Source organism: Paenibacillus sp. KS1 (genome assembly GCF_001680695.1).
Lineage (GTDB): Bacteria > Bacillota > Bacilli > Paenibacillales > Paenibacillaceae > Paenibacillus_B > Paenibacillus_B suaedae.
Map to the genome: position 1 here is coordinate 1 of NZ_MAIS01000106.1, position 20,003 is coordinate 20,003.

At 49.0% G+C, this 20,003-nt stretch carries 18 protein-coding genes and 1 riboswitch; of the genes, 8 read left to right on the forward strand and 10 right to left on the reverse strand.

Going from position 1 to position 20,003, the window contains the following annotated elements; genetic code table 11:
* The first annotated feature begins 436 nt into the window (after positions 1-436).
* Both BBG47_RS24480 and BBG47_RS24485 read left to right on the forward strand, forming a co-directional pair.
* Entirely contained in the window at positions 437-1,297 is an 861-nt protein-coding gene (locus BBG47_RS24480; protein ID WP_021254750.1) for a polysaccharide deacetylase family protein, read from the forward strand.
* 23 nt (positions 1,298-1,320) lie between these two features.
* Positions 1,321-2,013 (forward strand): YkyA family protein, encoded by a 693-nt coding sequence (locus BBG47_RS24485; RefSeq protein ID WP_065293906.1) that lies wholly within the window; start codon positions 1,321-1,323, stop codon positions 2,011-2,013.
* Between the two features lie 183 nt (positions 2,014-2,196).
* Here BBG47_RS24485 and BBG47_RS24490 read toward each other — a convergent pair whose 3' ends face one another.
* On the reverse strand, positions 2,197-2,406 hold the full coding sequence (locus BBG47_RS24490; protein ID WP_065293907.1) for a hypothetical protein: 210 nt from the start codon (positions 2,404-2,406) through the stop codon (positions 2,197-2,199).
* 401 nt (positions 2,407-2,807) lie between these two features.
* On the opposite strand from BBG47_RS24490, the gene BBG47_RS24495 reads away from it, so the two are divergent.
* The 4 genes from BBG47_RS24495 to BBG47_RS24510 all read left to right on the forward strand — a co-directional run bounded on the left by BBG47_RS24495 (position 2,808) and on the right by BBG47_RS24510 (position 7,082).
* A complete protein-coding gene (locus BBG47_RS24495) occupies positions 2,808-3,782 on the forward strand; it encodes an ROK family protein (RefSeq protein WP_083189585.1) in 975 nt (324 codons plus the stop codon).
* A gap of 54 nt (positions 3,783-3,836) precedes the next feature.
* Positions 3,837-4,517, forward strand: a complete 681-nt coding sequence (locus BBG47_RS24500) for a bifunctional 4-hydroxy-2-oxoglutarate aldolase/2-dehydro-3-deoxy-phosphogluconate aldolase (protein ID WP_065293909.1) — start codon at positions 3,837-3,839, stop codon at positions 4,515-4,517.
* 114 nt (positions 4,518-4,631) lie between these two features.
* On the forward strand, positions 4,632-5,531 hold the full coding sequence (locus BBG47_RS24505; protein WP_065293910.1) for an alpha/beta hydrolase: 900 nt from the start codon (positions 4,632-4,634) through the stop codon (positions 5,529-5,531).
* 348 nt (positions 5,532-5,879) lie between these two features.
* On the forward strand, positions 5,880-7,082 hold the full coding sequence (locus tag BBG47_RS24510) for a transglutaminase domain-containing protein (protein ID WP_065293911.1): 1,203 nt from the start codon (positions 5,880-5,882) through the stop codon (positions 7,080-7,082).
* 198 nt (positions 7,083-7,280) lie between these two features.
* Here BBG47_RS24510 and BBG47_RS24515 read toward each other — a convergent pair whose 3' ends face one another.
* The gene (locus tag BBG47_RS24515) at positions 7,281-8,729 is read right to left on the reverse strand and encodes an amino acid permease (RefSeq protein ID WP_065293912.1); all 1,449 of its coding nucleotides are present in this window, start codon (positions 8,727-8,729) and stop codon (positions 7,281-7,283) included.
* A 110-nt stretch (positions 8,730-8,839) separates the two neighbouring features.
* Positions 8,840-9,031: riboswitch (Lysine riboswitch) on the reverse strand.
* A gap of 309 nt (positions 9,032-9,340) precedes the next feature.
* Between BBG47_RS24515 and BBG47_RS24520 the strand changes: the two genes are divergently transcribed.
* Complete coding sequence (locus BBG47_RS24520) at positions 9,341-10,627, forward strand: Gfo/Idh/MocA family protein (protein WP_065293913.1); 1,287 nt, start codon at positions 9,341-9,343, stop codon at positions 10,625-10,627.
* A gap of 30 nt (positions 10,628-10,657) precedes the next feature.
* Here the strand turns inward: BBG47_RS24520 and BBG47_RS24525 are convergent, their stop codons facing one another.
* The 7 genes from BBG47_RS24525 to BBG47_RS24555 all read right to left on the reverse strand — a co-directional run bounded on the left by BBG47_RS24525 (position 10,658) and on the right by BBG47_RS24555 (position 16,738).
* Positions 10,658-11,047 carry a hypothetical protein gene (locus BBG47_RS24525; protein ID WP_065293914.1) on the reverse strand — a complete coding sequence of 130 codons (390 nt, stop codon included), beginning with the start codon at positions 11,045-11,047 and terminating at the stop codon, positions 10,658-10,660.
* Between the two features lie 244 nt (positions 11,048-11,291).
* The gene (locus BBG47_RS24530; RefSeq protein WP_021254738.1) at positions 11,292-12,443 is read right to left on the reverse strand and encodes an ABC transporter permease; all 1,152 of its coding nucleotides are present in this window, start codon (positions 12,441-12,443) and stop codon (positions 11,292-11,294) included.
* A gap of 57 nt (positions 12,444-12,500) precedes the next feature.
* Positions 12,501-13,424, reverse strand: a complete 924-nt coding sequence (locus BBG47_RS24535) for an ABC transporter ATP-binding protein (RefSeq protein ID WP_065293915.1) — start codon at positions 13,422-13,424, stop codon at positions 12,501-12,503.
* Positions 13,425-13,444: 20 nt separating this feature from the next.
* Positions 13,445-14,191 carry an ABC transporter permease subunit gene (locus tag BBG47_RS24540; RefSeq protein ID WP_065293916.1) on the reverse strand — a complete coding sequence of 249 codons (747 nt, stop codon included), beginning with the start codon at positions 14,189-14,191 and terminating at the stop codon, positions 13,445-13,447.
* A gap of 15 nt (positions 14,192-14,206) precedes the next feature.
* Entirely contained in the window at positions 14,207-14,908 is a 702-nt protein-coding gene (locus BBG47_RS24545; protein ID WP_065293917.1) for an ABC transporter ATP-binding protein, read from the reverse strand.
* Positions 14,905-15,297 (reverse strand): GntR family transcriptional regulator, encoded by a 393-nt coding sequence (locus BBG47_RS24550; protein WP_065293918.1) that lies wholly within the window; start codon positions 15,295-15,297, stop codon positions 14,905-14,907. The genes BBG47_RS24545 and BBG47_RS24550 overlap by 4 nt, the downstream gene beginning before the upstream one ends.
* A 301-nt stretch (positions 15,298-15,598) precedes the next feature.
* Positions 15,599-16,738 (reverse strand): virulence factor, encoded by a 1,140-nt coding sequence (locus BBG47_RS24555; protein ID WP_065293919.1) that lies wholly within the window; start codon positions 16,736-16,738, stop codon positions 15,599-15,601.
* Between the two features lie 401 nt (positions 16,739-17,139).
* Between BBG47_RS24555 and BBG47_RS24560 the strand changes: the two genes are divergently transcribed.
* Positions 17,140-18,225: an MBL fold metallo-hydrolase gene (locus BBG47_RS24560; RefSeq protein ID WP_065293920.1), complete on the forward strand. Its 1,086-nt coding sequence runs from the start codon at positions 17,140-17,142 to the stop codon at positions 18,223-18,225.
* 258 nt (positions 18,226-18,483) lie between these two features.
* Here the strand turns inward: BBG47_RS24560 and rsgA are convergent, their stop codons facing one another.
* Entirely contained in the window at positions 18,484-19,725 is a 1,242-nt protein-coding gene (gene rsgA / locus BBG47_RS24565) for a ribosome small subunit-dependent GTPase A (protein ID WP_083189583.1), read from the reverse strand.
* Positions 19,726-20,003 lie beyond the last annotated feature (278 nt).

The window sequence follows — 20,003 nt, forward strand, 5'->3', positions numbered from 1 at the left end:
TAAAAGTAAAAGTAAAAGTAAAAGTAAAAGCTGCAAGAGCTGCAAGAGCTGCAAGAGCTGCAAGAGCAGTAAATAGATAAAAGAGACCTTGTGCTTACTGTGGGACTTCGAATTGAGTCAAACAATAGCGAATGGTGTTGAACCGTAAACAGCGACATCATACTTGTAAAATGAAGCGGCTTAGGAGGGTCGTATGGCCTATATGAGCATATGCTTCATTGTCATAGATAGGCCCTCTGTACCGATTCTTCGTGGTCAGAGGGCCTTTTTGTTAACTTTTTCATAGTCTTGTAACCATTTTCTTGAAATGGTAACAACATTGTCTCTATTTTTTGATAAAATATAGTGAGTTGTAATGTTTCTGTAATGCCCTAATGGTAGATTTATATTATAGTAGTTGTCGAAACAAGTCGCTAGAAGGAAGTGGATAAGGATAATGATGGATCGAGGTGTGGTGTCGGCCGGCAACCGTCGCCGTAAAAAACGCAAAAAGTTAATTGGACGCACCGTATTGCTCATGCTTCTTGTCGCCGTCGGCGTCGGAATATACGCTGGAGCGAAGAGCTTGCTCGGATCAGACTCAGCATCTGGCAGCGAATTGATTGTGACAGAAGTCGTTCCATTTGGAACAGCAGCACAAGTATCGCAAGAGAAGGAATCACCGAAGGAGTATAACGGCTTAACGCGCAAGGTCGCTTACTTGACATTTGACGACGGGCCGAGCAAATATTCCAATGATATGATGGACTTATTGGATAAGCATAATATTAAAGCTACTTATTTTATGCTTGGCGATAACATGAGACAATACCCGGATGCCGTGAAGCGCATGATGAAAGATGGACATTACCCAGGACTTCACAGTATGACACATGATTATGCGAAGCTGTACAAGAGCGGCGGCTCCCAGAATTTCATTAATGAATTCAAGGAAGCGCAGGGAATCGTTGAAGAATTGACAGGCTTCAAGCCTACGATGATTCGTGCCCCATATGGCAGCGCTCCGCAAATTGGTGAGTCATTCCGTAAGGATATCGCAGATGCAGGGTTTAAAATGTGGGATTGGACACTTGACTCTTGGGATTGGAAATATATCGGTCAACCAAATCGAGTACTAGAGCAAGTAAAGGCAGGTCTGACGGAAGATGTTGAAGTTATTTTGCTTCATGATCGTCAGCAGACCTTAGATGCATTGCCAGCCATTATTGATTACATTCAAAGCAAGGGCTACGAGTTCGAAGTGTACGACCCGAATGCGCATTTCGTATGCAATTTCCATCACGACAAACGATTGTAGCATAGGGATAGGAGGTTAACACATTGGCTAGTTGGAAAAAGCTAACCGCCGCTGTCGCGTTGGCATCCGTTCTGCTTATTGGCTTGACTGGATGCGGCGCTGCACCGACGACACAAATATTTGAAGGCTTCGAGAAGGCATCCGCAGCGGAAGCGGACGTTGCTGAAGCGGTGAAGACGCTGAGCACGCTGGAAGCGAAGGACAGCAAGCAATACAACAGCATCTTGTCTCAGGGCAAGCAGGACAATCGCAATGTACAGACGCTGATCGACAATTCGAGCAAGTCGCTTGAAGAGCGGACACAGGCGATGGATCAACTGAAGAGCATGCTGGACGACGCTCGCAAGAAGATGGGCGAGCTCGACGGCGCAATCAGCAATTTGAAGGAAGAAGGCTTGAAGAAGCAAGCAACAGAGGCATATAACGCTTATGTGAAGCGCTACGAAACCTTCACTTCCATGTACGAGAAGTATGGAAAATGGATTCAGCAAGAGCAAGCCTTGTATAACGAGCTGAAGCAGAAGGATACGAAGCTGAAGACAATTACGAAGGCTGTATCTGATCGCAACGAGGCTTGTCGCCAGGTTGAGCAGTTGAAGATCCAGTTCAATGACTATACGAAATCGTTTAATACGAAGAAGTCTGAATTCTACAAGCAGGCTGGAATGCAAGTAACTGGCACAGAGAAGAAAGAAGGCGAAGGCGCGAATTCGTAAGTTATACGAAGTGAGCCGGACATACCGTGTCAGCAAGAAGCGGGCTATCGTATAGGAGAATCATCCGAATAGTAAAAGAAGAAAAGACCGTTCTGAAGCAGCTAGACTGCTTTGGAACGGTCTTTTTGTATGGTGTAAGAGCGCCGAATCCGAACAGGTAAACACATGGAATGAGCTCTATCTCTAGCTCCATGTTCGGTGTACGAAGTCTGCCACAATGAGAAAGACAACGTAAGAGACAAGCGCCGATGCAATATACGTTATCCCTACCTTGATTCGCTGCTGGAATAAGCGCACAACGCCAAGACTAAGCAGCGGACAGACGATGAGCAGGAAAAATAGGATCGTTACGAACAATTGTGGCGAGATTGAACTGATATCTACATACGTCATGGATATACACCTCTTTATAAGCGTTGCCATCAAGCAAGACAGTTATCGATCGTCTAACCTGAATCAGTGGTCTTCCTACCAAGCACTGTGATAAGGATCACAGTTTCTATTATATCGATTTCACAGCCGCTCGTCTGTCATTTCGCTTCCAATATTAAGGCGATTTTAAGGCGAAATTATGACGATGGAAGGAGATGCAAGCGAGCATTGACAGGTTCGAATCACGGATTGTACGATGTGAACATATACGTGTGTACCATGATCAAATGAAAGGGTATCTTCACACAAATGATGGAAGGCATCATGCTATAATCGAAATACGGCATATGAGTATATTTAGTGATGTAAGCAGTTACAAAAAACAAATAGAAAGAATGGGAAGGCGAGGAGAGCAATCAATGGTGCAGTATATGGTTGGGATTGATCTGGGCGGAACGAACATTGTATGTGGGTTGGTCAATGAGCAATATGAGCTGATAGCCAAGGTAAAGCGGCCGACAGAGGTTGATCTTGGTGTAGAGCATGTATTGAATAAAATGTCTGATATGGTTGATGAACTGTTCGTCACGGCAGGGGTGGATCGCAGTCTTCTTATAGCGGTTGGAGCTGGGATTCCGGGTTTCATTGATCCAGTGCGCGGCGTATGTGTGTTTGCATCCAACTTGAAGTGGGGCAACGTAGATGTATCTGGTCGACTTGGCGCTAAGGTAGGCGTACCAGTTTTTATTGATAATGATGTGCGTATGTATGTATTTGGTGAGGCGATGAGCGGTGCAGGACGCGGTGCAGGAGTTGTACACGGGGTCACGATTGGTACGGGGCTTGCGGCTGCGACGGTTGTCAATGGAGAGCTTCACTATGGTAGTGGCTTCATGGCAGGCGAATTGGGGCATGTAGCGATTGATGGCGAGACGACGCCATGCGGTTGCGGCTTGACGGGCTGTCTAGAGACTGTCGTATCCGCCACTGGCATTGCGCGACAAGCGAAGGAAGCGCTTGAGCAGGGTCGCGAGAGCTTGCTGCGCACACCATTTGAGCGCGGTGAACTGACCGCAGCTCACGTCTCACAGGCTTACGATAAAGGCGATGAGCTCGCAATCGAGATTATGACGCATACAGGGCAGGTGCTTGGTAAGGGTTTGGCGTATTCCATCTCGCTGCTCAGCCCGGATATGATTGTAATCGGCGGCGGCGGTGCACTTGCAGGTGAACGTATTATGAAGCCTGTACGAGACACATTGAAGCGTTATGTGTATCACGGTTATTTGGAGCGTTTGACGATACGCCAAGGAGAGCTGATTGATGACGGAGGCGTTATTGGGAGTGCAGCCTTTGCGAAAAGCCGTGCAGAGAAGCTCGGACACGTGTCTGTATAAGAACAACTAGAAATCGAGGAAGAGAGACAAGATAATCGGGAGGAACGGGTAACGATGTCGGATCGAGATGTTCTGAATTTCCCCTACGGTGCTGATATCACCGAGCGAATGCTTCAAGAGCGCATTGTCGCAATATTCCGCGGCTATACAGGAGAACTTGCTAATAGAGCGGCGGAGGCGTTGGTGGCAGGCGGCATTCAATTCATGGAAGTGACGATGAATACAGAGCAAGCTACAGCGATTATCTCCCATTGGCGTGAGCGATTTGCGGGGCGGGCCTATATCGGTGCAGGCACAGTGATTGATTTGCCCTCGGCTCGTGAAGCATTGGAATGCGGAGCGCAGTTCCTCATCTCTCCGAATTTGGATGAAGAAGTAATCGCATATGCAGCTGAGCGTGGAATCGATGTATGGCCTGGAGTACTAACACCTACTGAGATTGTACGAGCGTGGAAGGCAGGGGCGAAGGCCGTCAAGCTATTCCCGCTTGGTACATTGGGGCCTGAATACATCCGAGAGATCCGAGGTCCTCTTGATCACATTCCGATCATTGCAACAGGAGGAGTCGACTTACATACGATATCCGCATACGGAACTGCAGAAGCGTCCGCATTCGGACTTGGTTCCAAGCTTCTTCCCAAGGAATATATGAATTCGGGCAATGATGAAGCCCTCACTGCAAATGCAATTCAGTTCGTTGAGGCGGTTCGCATGCTTGATCCCGTTCGGCGATGACCAGAAATCCATAGAGCGTGGAACGGGTGTGAAATCATGTGATTGCGTGAATGATATACATAGATCTTAATTCGAATCAATTCTACGGTAGTGGTGTAAAGAGAGGCGAATCCTATGGCTATGCTGTGGACATATGGAATAGGCACACTCGTGCTTGCTGGCAGTGCCGCAAGCGGTACTTGGATGCTTGCGGTGAAGAGTCAGTCCCCGCGTCCGATTCCGATACATAAGGAACCGGAACGTCCCTTCGATCGAGTGGTGTTCGAAGGGACTGCATCCCTGCAAGGGTGGTTCATATGGGGCAAAGGGAACTCCCCTGCGAAGCGGGCGCCGGTTATCGTAATCTCGCACGGATGGGGATCGAACCGAGCGAGGGTGATGAGGTACGCGATCCCGCTGGTAGATGCAGGTTTCAATGTATTGGTCTACGACGTGACAAGTCACGGCGAGAGCGGGGCCGTAAAGGCACCATCGGCGCTGTTATTTCGTGATGATATGCTGGCCGCAGTCCGCTACGTACGTCAAAGGCCGGATGTAGATCCGGATCGGATTGCAGTCCTCGGCCATTCCTTGGGAGGCTTCGGTGCGGTTTTGGCCCTTGAGGAAGGGCTGAACGTAAGGGCAATTGTAACGGATTCCATGCCGTCCCGCCCGCTGTCCATGGTAGAAGCTGAGCTCAGACGGCGCAAGCTGCCGGCATTTCCGCTGGCAGTGGTTATACCTCGTATATGGCTTTATCGCTCCCGTATTCCGGTTGCAGTATACGACGGCTTGGATGTAGGTCAAATCTTAGCCGACCATCATGTGCGGACGGCAGGCAGGATCCCCGTCTATATGGTTCATTCTCGACTAGATGGATTTATTCCCCCTAGTGAGCTTGAGCAGCTTGTTGAACGCTTACCGTATGAGCAATCGCATCTCTTTGTTGATACGAATGGGCATAGCTGTTCGGAGACTGATTCGCGTTTCTGGGCGGAAGTGATCCCATTCTTCAAGCGTCAATTGGATATATAGGGATAAGCAAGCCCATCTCTTCTCTCTAAGGCTTGACCTTCTGGGGGAGAGGTGGGCTTGTATGTTTTCGTACACTGAGAATAACTTTTTTTAATATTTTTTATAGGCAAATGCTGCATCGGTTCGCTACCCCTCGTCATATTCCTCATGTTCGAATCGCTACAATCCTTCGGAATACGATGCAATTCCCGGCTCTTGCTGCCGCAGCATGTCGAGCGCGACAGAAAGGCAGCGAATTCACACTTTCGATTGGCACGCTATAACTAGACAGCTTTTGCGATAGCGCTATGTTACGCTACCTAGCACACATAGGCGGATGTTCTCCGCTGATGCGAAGGTGGTGAAGGCATGTACATCGATTCACAGACTCCATCGCGCCTACAGCGAGCGAGGCAGAGGCGAGCGAGGAGATGGATTCGATTCCCTAGAGTCTCTATATTCCGAATGCTGATGCTGGGAAGTGTTCTGTTGGGAATCATGGTTGGCTTCGCTTTATGGCCTACGGTTGAGGCGCGCTCATCTATGATAACGCTGCATAGTCAATCGGAGATGAAACAATGGCTGAGCGAGCAGTTCACTCGCAGAGAAGCGGCCATTTCATTTCGATACGAAGGTGACACGAAATCCTTAACAGAGATGGCAGGCAAGTCCTTGTCGGCAGCATTATACTCGGATCCGTTCATTCGGTATAACATCAGCAAGTACTCCTATCAATGGAAAGGCAGTACGGATTCTGCAGTCGTCAATGTGTATGTGGACTACCGTGAGACGTACGAACAGTCACAATATGTAAGGGAGCAAGCCAAGGAAATCGTAAGAAACATAACGAGTCTAGGACAATCCCCGCATCTCAAAGTAAAAGCAATTCATGATTATATTGTCAGTCACGTGACCTATGACGAGGGTATGACGAAATTTACTGCCTATGAGGCGCTAACGGAAGGTACAACCGTATGCCAAGGATATGCGCTGCTCATGCAGGCTATGCTGGAAGAGGCGAACATTCCATCCAAGATTGTCGAGGGTAAGGCGGGCGGATTGCTCCATGCTTGGAACCTGATTGAACTTGATGGGAAATGGTATCATGTTGATGCGACATGGGACGACCCGCTTCCGGATCGAGGCAAGCAGGTACGCTACACGTACTATATGCGCACCGATGCGGAGATGAGAACCGATCATGATTGGGAGGAAAGTACGGAGCTTCCGAAGGCTAACGACCCTTATGAGCATGTCTTGAATCAGATGCGCCAAGGGACGGACAAGAGCCTGCGCTCATTCGTTACAGAGTTGGAGCGCGGCTGGAGTCCGGATGTGCTGCTTCCAGAACGGCAGGTCAAGGATGTGAACGGACTAGTAGAACGCTATCGGTCTGCACAGAAGGCGAACCGGGAGCTGTTCCAGATTCGGTATATAGGTAACGAACTGGACCTGCGGGCAGACCTGCATGATATGTTGGACAAGCTCGGATTGTCCACTCCGTTCGAATACAGAGTATCTACGTTGAATAACAGTGATGACCTATTGGTCGATATTCAGCTTCAGAAATAAGGGGACAATAACATCAGTATGAGAGCTGTGTGGGAAACCACATTAGGAATTAAATTCACAACAAGAATGAAATCATAGGAATGAATAACAGGAGTTTTAACTACGAGAAGAAGCGGTGGGACTATCTAACAAAGGCCCTGCTTTACGCAACTAAATGCGTGAAGCAGGGCCTTATTTCATAGATGATATGGAGATTGATTATTTATGGTCGAACTTGCATTCTTCGAGTGGAATGACCTTCGTCCGATGCTTGAACTTGTAGCCAAACCATATGATTAGGAAGAGCGGCAGACCGATGTAGGTCATCAACAACCCTTGCCAGTCGATCGCTTCTCCGAGGAAGGCTTGATAATTCTGACCAAGTACAACGAACATACAGAGCGCGAAGGCGAAAATCGGACCGAACGGGAAGAAGCGGGCACGATAAGGCAGCTCCTTCAGGTCATGACCTTGCTTGTTGAATGCTCGTCGGAATCGGTAATGACTGACTGCAATGCCTAGCCAAGCAATGAATCCACACATGCCGGATGCACTCAGCAGCCACGTATAGACAATCCCATCTCCGAAAAAGCTGGCTAGGAATGCCATCATGCCGATGATGCTGGTCATAATAAGCGCATTGACCGGTACGCCGCGCTTGTTCAGCTTGCCAAGGATCTTCGGCGCCTTGCCTTCCTTCGCAAGCACCCAGAGCACGCGTGTTGAGGCGTACATGCCAGAGTTGCCCGCGGACAGCACGGATGACAAGATGACTGCATTCATAACTGAAGCGGCGAATGCGAAGCCGGCCTTCTCGAATACGAGCGTGAATGGGCTCGCATTGATATTATTGACCTCGCTCGATAGCAAGCTTGGATGTGTATATGGAATGATCATTGCGATAACGAATATCGCCAGAACATAGAAAAGCAAAATGCGCCAGAATACTTGGCGAATCGCTCGCGGTACACTCTCGCTTGGATTTTCGCTTTCGCCGGCGGCAACACCGACAAGCTCCGTACCTTGGAACGAGTACCCAGCAACCATAAATACACCAAGAATCGCAAAGAATCCGCCATGGAATGGCGCATCTCCGATATGGAAGTTCTCGAATCCGATACGTTCTCCGCCGATGATGCCGAATATCATCAATACGCCAGTAACTAGGAAGATGATGACGGTCGAGATTTTAATTATTGCGAACCAATACTCAGACTCTCCGTACCCTTTAACGGAGATGAAATTCAATAAGAAGATGATGCTTAAGAAAAGGAAGCTCCATATGAAAGAGTTGCTGTCTGGGAACCAATATTTAATGATGAGCGTAGCTGCGACTAATTCTGATGCGATCGTGATTGCCCAGTTGAACCAGAAGTTCCAGCCAAGCGCAAATCCGAATGCAGGATCTACAAATCGCGAAGCATATGTGCTGAATGAGCCGGAATCCGGCATGTAGGTCGCCAGCTCGCCAAGACTTGTCATTAAGAAATATACCATGATGCCGACTGCAGCATAAGCGAGAAGCGCACCTCCAGGACCAGCCTGTGCAATGGCGCCGCCGCTGGCAAGGAACAATCCAGTGCCAATGGAGCCGCCAAGCGCAATCATGGTGAGATGGCGTGTCTTCAGGCTTCTGCGAAGCCCTTGCTCGTTGTGTTGCTTACTCATGTTGCTCACTCCTGTTCTAATCTTAGTATTACCGGAAAGGAGCGGAGAACATAAAAAAACCGCTGAAGCGTATACGTTCAAACGGTTTGACCGTCCCCATCATACCCTTCCTTAAAGATAGCGCATCATGCGTAGACGGGTAATCTGCGTATGACAGTGTCGTGCCTATTCGACAGCGACCCCAGCACGCGTCCCGGAAGCGGGTTACACGAACTTCGGCGGTTGTTCCTTCCCATTCGAATCATTGGCTTCTTCCTGCCTCCGCGAATGTACTCTTAACAACCGCAACCTCTACCTCATCGTGGAATAGGATGAGGATTTGTTGCACTATGAAGATGGCCAAGCCATCATTGTTACTTATATTTGCTAAGTATAATGAAACGAAGCGGTAAGTTCAATGTTAAAAAGTAGAAATCTGATCTAGGAAAGTTGTGTATGATTTCAAACATTTGAGCTGAATAATCCAAAAATATTTTTAAAAAAGGAATTTCACTCCTTGCAAGCGGTTTCTCGCATGGTATAAGATGGATGAAAAGAGAACGCAAGTTGGGAAACATCTATACGAACCAAATACGAACCAATAGGGACAGACATTTAGGGAGGCATGGGAAATGAAGAAGGTTACTGTAGCATTGCTTGGAGCCGGTCAACGCGGGGAAATCTATACGGATTATGCGATTGGCCGTTCATATGAGATGGAAGTTGTCGCTGTGGCAGATCCGAGTGCAGCCCGCCGTCAGCGTATTGCCGATAAGCATGGCATTCCTGCAGAACGCCAATTTTCCTCTTGGGAAGAATTATTCTCTCAGCCGAAGCTTGCTGACGCTGTGTTTATTTGTACGCAAGATAAGATGCACTATGAACCTACGATGGCAGCACTAGGAGCAGGCTATCACGTGATGCTGGAGAAGCCCATGTCTCCAGAGCCAGTAGAGTGTATTAAGATGGGGCAGGAGGCGAAGAAGAGAGGCCTTGTCTTCTCAATCTGTCATGTACTGCGTTACACGAACTTCTTCGCTACACTGAAGCAGATGTTGGAAGAGGGAAGAATCGGCCGCCTTATGTCCATTCAGCATAATGAAAATGTTGCTTACTGGCATCAGGCGCACAGCTTCGTGCGCGGCAATTGGAGCAATTCGGCACAGTCCTCTCCAATGATTCTGCAAAAGTCCTGTCACGATATGGACATCCTGTTGTGGCTTGCTGGTGCCGAGTGTACCCATATTTCTTCCTTCGGCACATTGTCGCACTTCCGCCCAGAAGGTGCGCCGGAAGGCGCAACGAAGCGCTGTCTGGATGGGTGCCCTGTCGCTGATGAGTGCCCATACTATGCGCCGAAGTGGTATTTGACGGATGATATTGGCTGGCCGACATCGGTTATTGCGGATGATATGAGCTACGAATCTCGCCTCCAGGCCTTGAAGGTAGGCCCATATGGCCGCTGCGTATACCACTGCGACAATGATGTGGTTGACCATCAAGTGGTGAACATGGAATTCGCGAACGAGGTAACCGCGGTATTCACTATGACGGCGTTCACTTACGACTCCGGTCGTACGTTGAAGTTGATGGGAACGACTGGTGAAATTCGTGCTCACATGGAGAAGAATGAGATTGAAATCATTCATTTCAAAAATGGCTTTAGAGAGCTGCTCAGCCTGCAAGCACCAGGCGGACATGTTGGACATGGCGGCGGTGACCAAGGTCTCGTGAAGGACTTCCTGAGGCTGGTAGAAGCGGAGGGTGCATTGCAAGGACGTACATCCGCTGATATATCTGTTCAAAGCCATATGATGTCATTTGCGGCGGAGAAGGCGCGTATAGAGAAGCGTACTATCTCTATTGAAGAGTTCGTCCGCGAGCAATTGGCGAACGAAGCAGAGCCCGCAATGAACTAATTCTATTATAAATGTCAGAAGCTCTCCGGATTACTCACGGAGAGCTTTTTCTAATGTAAGGGTTTCTTGTTGATGATCCCATTCTAGTCGAATACGAATAGGTTCTTGAAGTTGTTTTAACTCTTTAATCCGGTATTTGTAATGTGCGGCATAATGTGAAGAGTTAAGATCAGATATAGAATCAGAACGTTCAAAATCCGGATTTGTGAGACGGAATGATAAATCCTGTATATGCTGTTCTGGTCCATGATACTTTATATCCAGCGTAAATGATTCCGTATCTGTTGGTTGAGAAAGCTGCACGTCCCAATCCAGGCTTGCTGCCTTATAAATGGTGGTCTCTTGCGTGCATCCGACTAGTGCAGGGAGTATGCATCCGAGTAGCATAATGGAAATGAATCTTCGTCGTAGATGTATCATGACAGACCTACCTTTCATTGTTGTTAAATGAGAAGGGCAAGGGGAAGGAGTCTTATTCGAGTCAGAATATGAATGCACCTCCTGTAATATGGAATATATTATACCGTAATGGACAGTAATGCCGATGTATTCGAGGCAATAAAAAGGCTGACTCTGTACCTAACAGAATCAGCCTTTACAGGGCAGTTGTATAAGTGGAAAAGCTATTACGAGTAATTCAGGGTTCTGGCGATTTGACCTTGACTTAACCGATCGACTGCTTCATAAAGCGTGGGTATTGTACCCATGCGAGTACAAGTGCAGCGATTCCGATACCGAGCAGAATGACTGCATTCAGCCACACATCCTGTACATGAGCGCCGTGGGAAATGATGCGCTTCAGTGCATCCTGCGCCCAATATTGAGGAAGCAATTGGCCGATCGTCTGCATGAACTTCGGCATCATTTCATGCGGGAACCACAGCCCGCCAATCATCGCACCGCCAAGCGCGATCAATTGGGTAATGGCAAGCCCTTGATTCTCGCCCTTAGCGATAAGGGAGATGAAGAGGCCAAGACCCGTTACACAGATACCAAGTGCTGCGACGACTAATGCGATAGCGAGCACATCACCGAGCTGCATGCCATAAACGAAGTGTCCGAACGCCAGCAGTACCGCGCTTTGGAAGAGAACAACGATAATATAAGGAACCCACATGCCGACTAAATAGTTGAGCGGTTTCATTGGTGTGCTGCACAGGCGCGCCGTCATCCCGCTTTCTTTGTCCCGAATGAAGCGGCGAACCATCGAGATAATAATGAAGAACACGAACATAACGGTATAACCAGGAACGACTTGACTAACCATATCAACAGGAACAACGTTCTCCATCTGCTCCTTAACTACGAATGGCGGGGTGAAGATTTGCTTCATCTCTTCGCCCTGAATTCCTTTGGCTGCAAGCTGCTCCGCAGCGCTTACCTGACGCTGCTCATCGACGATTCGCCCAAGCACGGCTTTGATTGGAGCCGTTGAGGTGTTGTCGTTCTCGTCGCGATAGAGTGTCATTTCAGCAGAGCCTTTGCCTGATTTCATGCTGGCTTCAAATCCTTGCGGAATGAGCAGGAGGGAGGATTGCTTGCCATCACGTATACTTGTAATTTGTTGATCAAGCGTGCGTTCTGTATCTTCCTTCAGTTGGAAACCTTGCACTTTGGCTAACGATGCAACAATCGCTTTCGAAGCAGGAGACTGATCCTGATCGACATAATTTAACGTGATGCTGGAGTTCCCCATATTGCCGAACACAGAGGCAAACACCACGATGAAGATGATAGGCATAAGGATGAGCCAGAAGAAGGTTCCCTTTTCCTTGAGCAGCAATTGAATTTCCTTGCGTGTGAAGCTGGTAATCATTCGAATTCTCCTCCTTGAATCGTACTCTTGCGAATACTTTGCGCTCCAAAGCGCCTATTACGCATCCCGCAGGGATGTACCGGTTAAGTTTAAGAACACCGTTTCTAATGAAGGCTGCACGATTTCGAGACGAGTAACCTTCGCTTGCTGCTGCAGGCAAAGTTCAGATACGCGGTTCATCGTTATCAGCGTATCGTCGGTATCAATAATCCAGCCCTCTTCATGGGCAGTCACTGTGCCAGGAATCGAATCGAAGGAAATTGCAGTCTGCTTATCCGTCTCGACATATACGGAATTCGTGCCATGCTGCATGAGCAGTTCATGCAGGACGCCTTGGGCAATGACCGAGCCGTGGTCGATGATGGCGAGTTCCTCGCAGAGTGTTTCGACTTCTTCCATATAGTGAGTCGAGTAGATGATGGATACCCCTTCTTGCTTCAGCTTGCGAATCATCTCGAAGATATGATTGCGCGATTGTGGGTCAATGCCGACAGTAGGTTCATCCAGCACAAGCAGCTTCGGACGGTGGAGGAGTGCAGCAGCGATGTTCACGCGACGCATCATGCCGCCAGAGAAGGTGCCAACGGCATCCTTAGCGCGATCCAGAAGCCCGACCTGTGTTAGTACGGTTGAGATGCGTTCCTTCAACTGGCTTCCTTTTAAGCCATACAATTCTCCAAAAAACTTCAAATTATCGTACGCACTGAGCTTCTCATACAAGGTGATGCCTTGGGGGACATAGCCGATTATGTTCCGCACCTTGGCGGCTTCTTTAACGGCATCTATCCCAAATACACGCAGAGCGCCGCTATTCGGTTGGAGAATGCCGGAGATGATCTTCATCGTCGTCGATTTGCCAGCTCCGTTCGGGCCAAGCAGGCCGAAGCAAATTCCCGGACGGACTTGGAATGAAATACTGTTCAGTGCGGTGTGATTCCCATACTTTTTATGCAAATTCGATACATCAATAGCCAGTGTCATCTTAATTGAACCTCCTTGAGTTAACCCTCCACTTGTTTGTTCATCAGAACGGTTGCTGCGCTTATGAGAATTCCAGACAAGAGAATAATGCCAAGCGCAATCCACCCGAATTCATGAGACTGAACGATAAATATCTCATTCGGATTCTGCGCAAGTTGGAGCTTGTTGAGATGTGGTGATTTCAAGATCCAGAACAGGGAATTCCCCGAAAAACCATATACGATCCACAGCATTGGCGTTAACGGCTTCAAGCGAGAACGACTGACCACTCCTGTAAGCGTACCGAAAGCTGCCATGAACGGAATGACCATCATGATTACGCCGTACCAGATCGCTGATGTCTGCATGAAGGCGGTAAGACTGTGAAAATTGAAATTTCCTTTTAAGATTAACGCATAGGCAACGAACAGCTGGGCACCGACCCAGAAGATAATATGCATGATAACTGCTGTACAAATGCTAGCTGCATACTTCGATAGGATCAGCGATCGCCTTGGATAAGGGAGTGTCAGCCACCATCCGGCAGTACCGTTTTTCCATTCCCGTATGACGATGCCAAATGCAATGACGAAAGTAATATATGGGAAGCCGAAGGACATAAACATGACCCCGTATGGATCAATATTGTCGGCAAATACAGCTGCAAAAATGAGTCCGATGAGGATGCCTGCTGCAACGTAGAACATCCACCATTTGTTCGAGTGTTTGGCCGAGTTTCTGCGGCGGAATTCATCCTTAACTAGAAATAAAAAGGTGCTTGTATTCATCCGTATTCTCCTCTCTTAGCGGTATAGGGTGCGGTAGACGGATTCCATCGAGCCTTGTTCACTGCGCAGCTGCTCGACGTCGCCCTCCAGCACCACTTGACCGTTATCCATGAATACCACGTAGTCGAACAAGCTCTCCGCTTCGTGTATTTCATGCGTGCTGATTAACACGGTCTGCTCACGTTCTGCCAAGTTATCGATAATCGCCGAAATAATGCGTTCTCGCGATATGAGATCGATACCAGAGAACGGTTCATCCAGCATGAGGAGAGGGACATTCCGTGCCATACACATGCTTAGCATTAGCCGTGCTTCTTGTCCTTTGGACATGCCCTGCACAGGCATATCGGACTGCAATTTCATGAAGGAGATGAGTTCCTCTGCCCGCTTCCGGTCGAAGCCAGGCCATAGGTGCTCTGCCCAATCCAGTGCTTGTTTGACCGAATGTTTTTCGAACCAGCGCGCGCGGTCAGGCAAATAAGCGATATCCCTGTTCGTCTCCCAGCTTGGTTGGCGGCCGAGTACCTCAACCGTTCCTTGCTCCGGTTGAACCATGCCTGCGATCATACGGAACAAGGTGGACTTGCCTGCACCGTTCGCTCCTAGAATTCCGACTACCTTACCTGTTGGGACTTCAAGAGAAAAGTCGTGGAGGGCGAGCTTCTTCCCGTAGCGCTTCGTAATATGCTCGACTCTTATCGCTGTAGACTGACTCATACTTCCTTTCCTCCCTCATGATTTAATAGGTGTTGAATATCGTCCAGTGTATATCCTATGCTGTACATTTTCGTTAAAAACTCCTGTATCGCCTCTTCCGCCAAAGAGGTTCGTATACTCACCACGGCCTCGGCGTTCGACGTAATAAACGTTCCTTGTCCTCGGCGTGTCTCTGTAAGCTGATCCCGTTCGAGCTCTTGGTAAGCGCGCATGACCGTATTCGGTGTAATTTTGAGCGATTGCGCAAGTTCCCGTACCGAAGGAATTTTCTCACCCAATGCGATTTCTCCTTTCGCGATGGAGCTTCGGATTTGATTAAGTACTTGTTCGTAGAGTGGTTTGCTTAAGTCCAACGTGAATCGCATTCCGCCAACCATCACGTCATTCAATGAGCTCCCTCCTTTGGTGTATCATTTGTATACAGTGTATTATATCACTTGATACACTTAATACAATAGGAAAAATGAAAAAAATAGAAATAAATTTATGAACAGCGGATTTTAGTGGAGAGAAGCGGCTCTCTGTTCATGCAAGATTAGGCGGTACGAAAAACACAGATGCTGTCATGCAAATTTAGATAGGTGCGCATAATATGGATAGTCCTACAAAATGAAATAGGATCGAAAAAAGAGCAGCGTCCCATTGCTTGCGCATGGATTGCTGCTCTTTCTATTGGTTTTCCTTTTAAGATTAATCGCCTTGTCCACGTAGACGGGCCATTTGCTGCCAGACTGTTCCGACAGCCTCTTCGCCGGAACGGATGCGTTCGATCGCCATGCGTGCTTGCAAGGCAACCTCGAATTCGGGATCTTGAGCGGCGTGCTCAAGTGCTGTCAGCGCACGGTCATCACCAGCTTCATAGAGGAAGCGGGCTGCGCGCCAGCGCACGAGCTTATTCTTATCTTGGAGAGCTTGGATCATCGGTTCGATCGCAATCGGATCACCGATATCGGATAGCGTATCTCCGGCTGTGCGGCGAACACTAACGGAAGTATCCTTGAGAGCTTCAATGAGAAGCGGCATACATTCGTCGGTTTTGATTTCCCCTAAATACACGACAGCAAGGCGGCGTATCTGGCTCTGCTCATCATGAAGCGCCTTCGCAATGAGTTCAAGTCGTTCTGGCGTCGGTTCCATTCGATCCAGAGCTGCGTAACGAACACGCCAATCTGGATTATTCAGATGCTGCTTGAGTTCTTCATCTGACCATTCTCGGCGCTCTTCAATAAATGGCTCATCTGTGCGTCCCTTTGCGATGGCTTGCTGCACAAGGGAAGCAACGCGTTCCTCTGTGTAGGCCGCTTCAAGTTCTTGTTCGACTTCGCGGGCGATGTCCGCAAGCTCTCCGTAACGAATTCCGTAGTCACTGAGCTTGCGTTCCTTGATTAGAGTGGCGCTCGCTACTTCCGTTACTGCACGAACGAAGCGATCGGAGAGGCCGACGCGCTCTTCCTGTCCATTGGCCTGCACCCGAATTTGCATCGGGATGCTGCGGAAGTATTGCACATATACCTGTGCCTCACCGAATGATGTCCAAGAAGCCAGATCTTCCTCTTGGGTACTGTCAGCTTGCGATTGTCCGAACAGGCCGCGAACTTCATCAAGGATACGAGCCCAGTCTGCGTTCGGGAAGCGGTCTAGCGCGATAAAATCAGCGGTATGGAATACGCTCTTCACGCCCTCGATGTCGAGCAAGCTAGCGATCAGCGGGGGAGCAGAGCGTCGATTGTCTTCTGAATAGGTACGGCGAATGCCGGCAGGCAATGTTTCGTCCAAGTGGAGCTTCATGGAATTCGGACTTGGCGTCGGTTCAATTGTGATTAAGTTCATTGACATACACCTCCGTTGGCGTGTGGTTTGCTTCTATTGTATCTTATCGGAGAGTGGGGAACAATGAAGGCAACATGCTTGCAGCTGTCAGGCATTTCATTATTGCCCGGTGAAGGGGATTAGGCTGCAGTCTGTAAGGTGGTTGGATCATCTCAATTTGTGTAATACATAGTAAAGAAGGATTCGACCAAAGCAGAAGAGCATGCATAGGATGGAAGGACGTCAGCAGCTGTGAATAGCGACCGTCAGATGGTATGGAGTCAGGTAACTGAAGTCGAATTGGTGATGGAGACAGGGTTCTGGTATGCTAAAGATTAGGAGATAGTATTTGTCATTCGTCCCGTTTTGCAAGGGGTAGCCCTTGTCATTCGATCCGAATTTTTCGCAAAGAGGTGGTGCTTATGAAGCGCTATTACGTCAATATGGACGATGTGACAACGGTTAAAGCATGGAATCAATTTCGGCGTTGGCAAGCAGAGCGCAAAGAACGATTAAAGACAAAGGATTATTCCTATGTCGTACCAAATGTAAAGCCGGATATTGCTCGCTTGAACGCTAATCGAACAGAGACAACGATAACGTGGATCGGTCATTCGACCTTCCTACTGCAAATAGGTGGATTGAACATTGTCACGGATCCGGTATGGGCTGCAAGAATGGCGACACAAGCTAGGCTTGCTCCGCCGGGTATTCCGATTGAGGAAATGCCCCCAGTCGATGTTGTTCTCATCTCGCATTCGCATTACGATCATCTGCATATACGGTCATTACGGCGATTGGTAGGGCCGAACACGATGCTGATTGTACCTGACGGGCTGCTTAGTAAGCTGAGACGCAAAGGATTTTCCATTATACATGAGCTGGCCTGGTGGGAGCATATAACCGTGGCGGATCGGGTGAAAATTACGTTTGTACCGGCACAGCACTGGACGCGTCGGACGTTGACAGATATGAATCGTTCCCATTGGGGTGGCTATGTTCTTGAGCACGTTGCACAAGCGAAAAAGACATCCGGAGGTTCAGATTCAACCGGCACGTTAACAGGCGGCGGCTCTCCAGCGAATCAATCAAGTCAGGAGACCGTATGTGAGACGATATATTTTGCAGGCGATAGCGGATATTTCCGTGGGTTTGAGCTTATCGGCCAGCGCTTCCACATTGATGTAGCCCTATTGCCGATTGGCGCATACGAGCCGGAATGGTTTATGTCGCAGCAGCATGTTTCCCCAGAGGAAGCATTGCAGGCATTTGAAGATGTGAAGGCAAAAGTGATGATCCCGATGCATTATGGAGCGTTTAAGCTGGCTGACGATACACCACGGGAGGCGCTTGATCGGCTGGAAGCGGATCGGGTGAAGCGGGGAATTGCGCGCGAGCGAATTCATATATTAGCGCACGGTGAATTGTGGAGCTATGCAGAAGCATTTGGTCAATCCGTTCAGCATGCTCAAGCTGCGTCGCCTAAGGCACGAATGAAATCGCAATAAGCTACATGCGAGGCATACACAAAGATACACGTGAAAAAGTAAAAGCGGAATAATGTATAGAAGGGCTGTCCCGTAAAGGTGGAAACTAGTGGGTCAGTCTCATAAGCAATGCAAAGCCGCCTCCAACTCCACGGAAGAAGTGGGGATGGAGGCGGCTTTCTTAAAGATGTCTCATACGAATGAATGGAACCCGAATTCAATAGCAACGTCTAGGACAGCCCCGTTCGTGTTAGAGATATCGGTTGGTATGGGCTCGCATTATTTACGCTTGTTCGGTCGGCTGCTCAACTTCGACAGCTTTTTGTTGTTCTGTACGTACTGCCGGGCAAGCTGCGCATTCTCCGAACGGCGCATGTATGCAATTTCACGTTGGAGCTTTTGATAGCCGCGAAGTCTGTTGGAATCCAGCTCGCCTGTATGAATAGCCTCACGTACAGCACAACCAGGCTCTCTCTCATGCTTGCAGTCGCTAAATCGGCATTGATCTGCAAGGCTTTCAATATCCTCGAAGGTATTCGACAAGCCTTCACTATCGATAGCGGTCATGCCGACTTCTCTCATGCCCGGCGTATCAATGAGCCATGCCCCGCCCTGCAGACGGAGAAGCTCGCGATGCGTTGTTGTGTGGCGGCCGCGGTCATCATCTGAGCGAGCGGCTTGTGTCAGCATTTGCTCGGTACCCGTAAGTGCATTCGCAAGCGTGGACTTGCCAACGCCGGAAGAACCGACGAGCACGACGGTCATGCCTGGGGCAATGCGCGCACGCAATTCGTCCATGCCTTCACCGGTCATAGCGGATACGCGGAACACGTCAACACCAGGGACGGCCTGCATGGCTTGCGCCTCGAACAGCTCTGGGTCGTCCGCCTCATCTGACTTCGTCAGCACAACGGCCGGCATGGCGCCGCTATCCCACGCAAGGGCGGCATATCGCTCTAAGCGACGCGGCTCGAAGTCGCGTGACATCGACGTAACGAGCAGCGCAATGTCTGCGTTCGCGGCGACGATTTGAGTGTCGCGGCGACCTCCCGCTACCTTGCGTCCGAACGTGCTGCGGCGAGGCAGTACGCCCACAATCGTAGCTCGTCCTTCTGCTTGTCTAGGTGCCACGGCCACCCAATCGCCGACTGTCGGCCAATCACTGAGCAGTGCCATTCCTGCCCGTGCCTGTCCAGACAGCTCGGCCAGCCATTCTCCCTCCGCGCTAACGACGCGATACAGATGCTTATGTGCCAGCGCTACGCGTGCAGGAACTAGCTGGCCTGCGTATCGGCGTGCGGTAGACTCTTGAAGCTCTTGAATCCAAGACTCCCAAGTGCTTGACCACGCTTCATCGAAGCCAAGATCCTGCAAATCTTGCACAGTACGATCCAATTGTTCTTCCATGTTCAATGTGTTGCTTTCAGTTATAGCCTCTTGCACGGAGCAAGTATCTGATAATAGAGGTGAATCATGCTTACCTTCATTATGGGTACTTGTATGTTGATTATTTGTATTCAAATCTGAATTCTCCCTTGTTATGCGGCGTGTAGCCGCTTCATAGTGAACTTGGTCTTACCTGCGAATGAACGACATTGCGGCACGGTCAAGTTCGGGAGAGACAGACGTTTCAGGCGACACTAGCGTCGTCAATAGCTTACTGGTATTTCATGAAAATTGTACGATGCGCTAGGCGCTGAAATGTTCCTCCCGAACGTTATATACAATGCTGTTTACCATATAACATCCCTCGCTTTCTTCTTACGGTCGATTTTGATCATTCCAGAATGCGTGCTGTG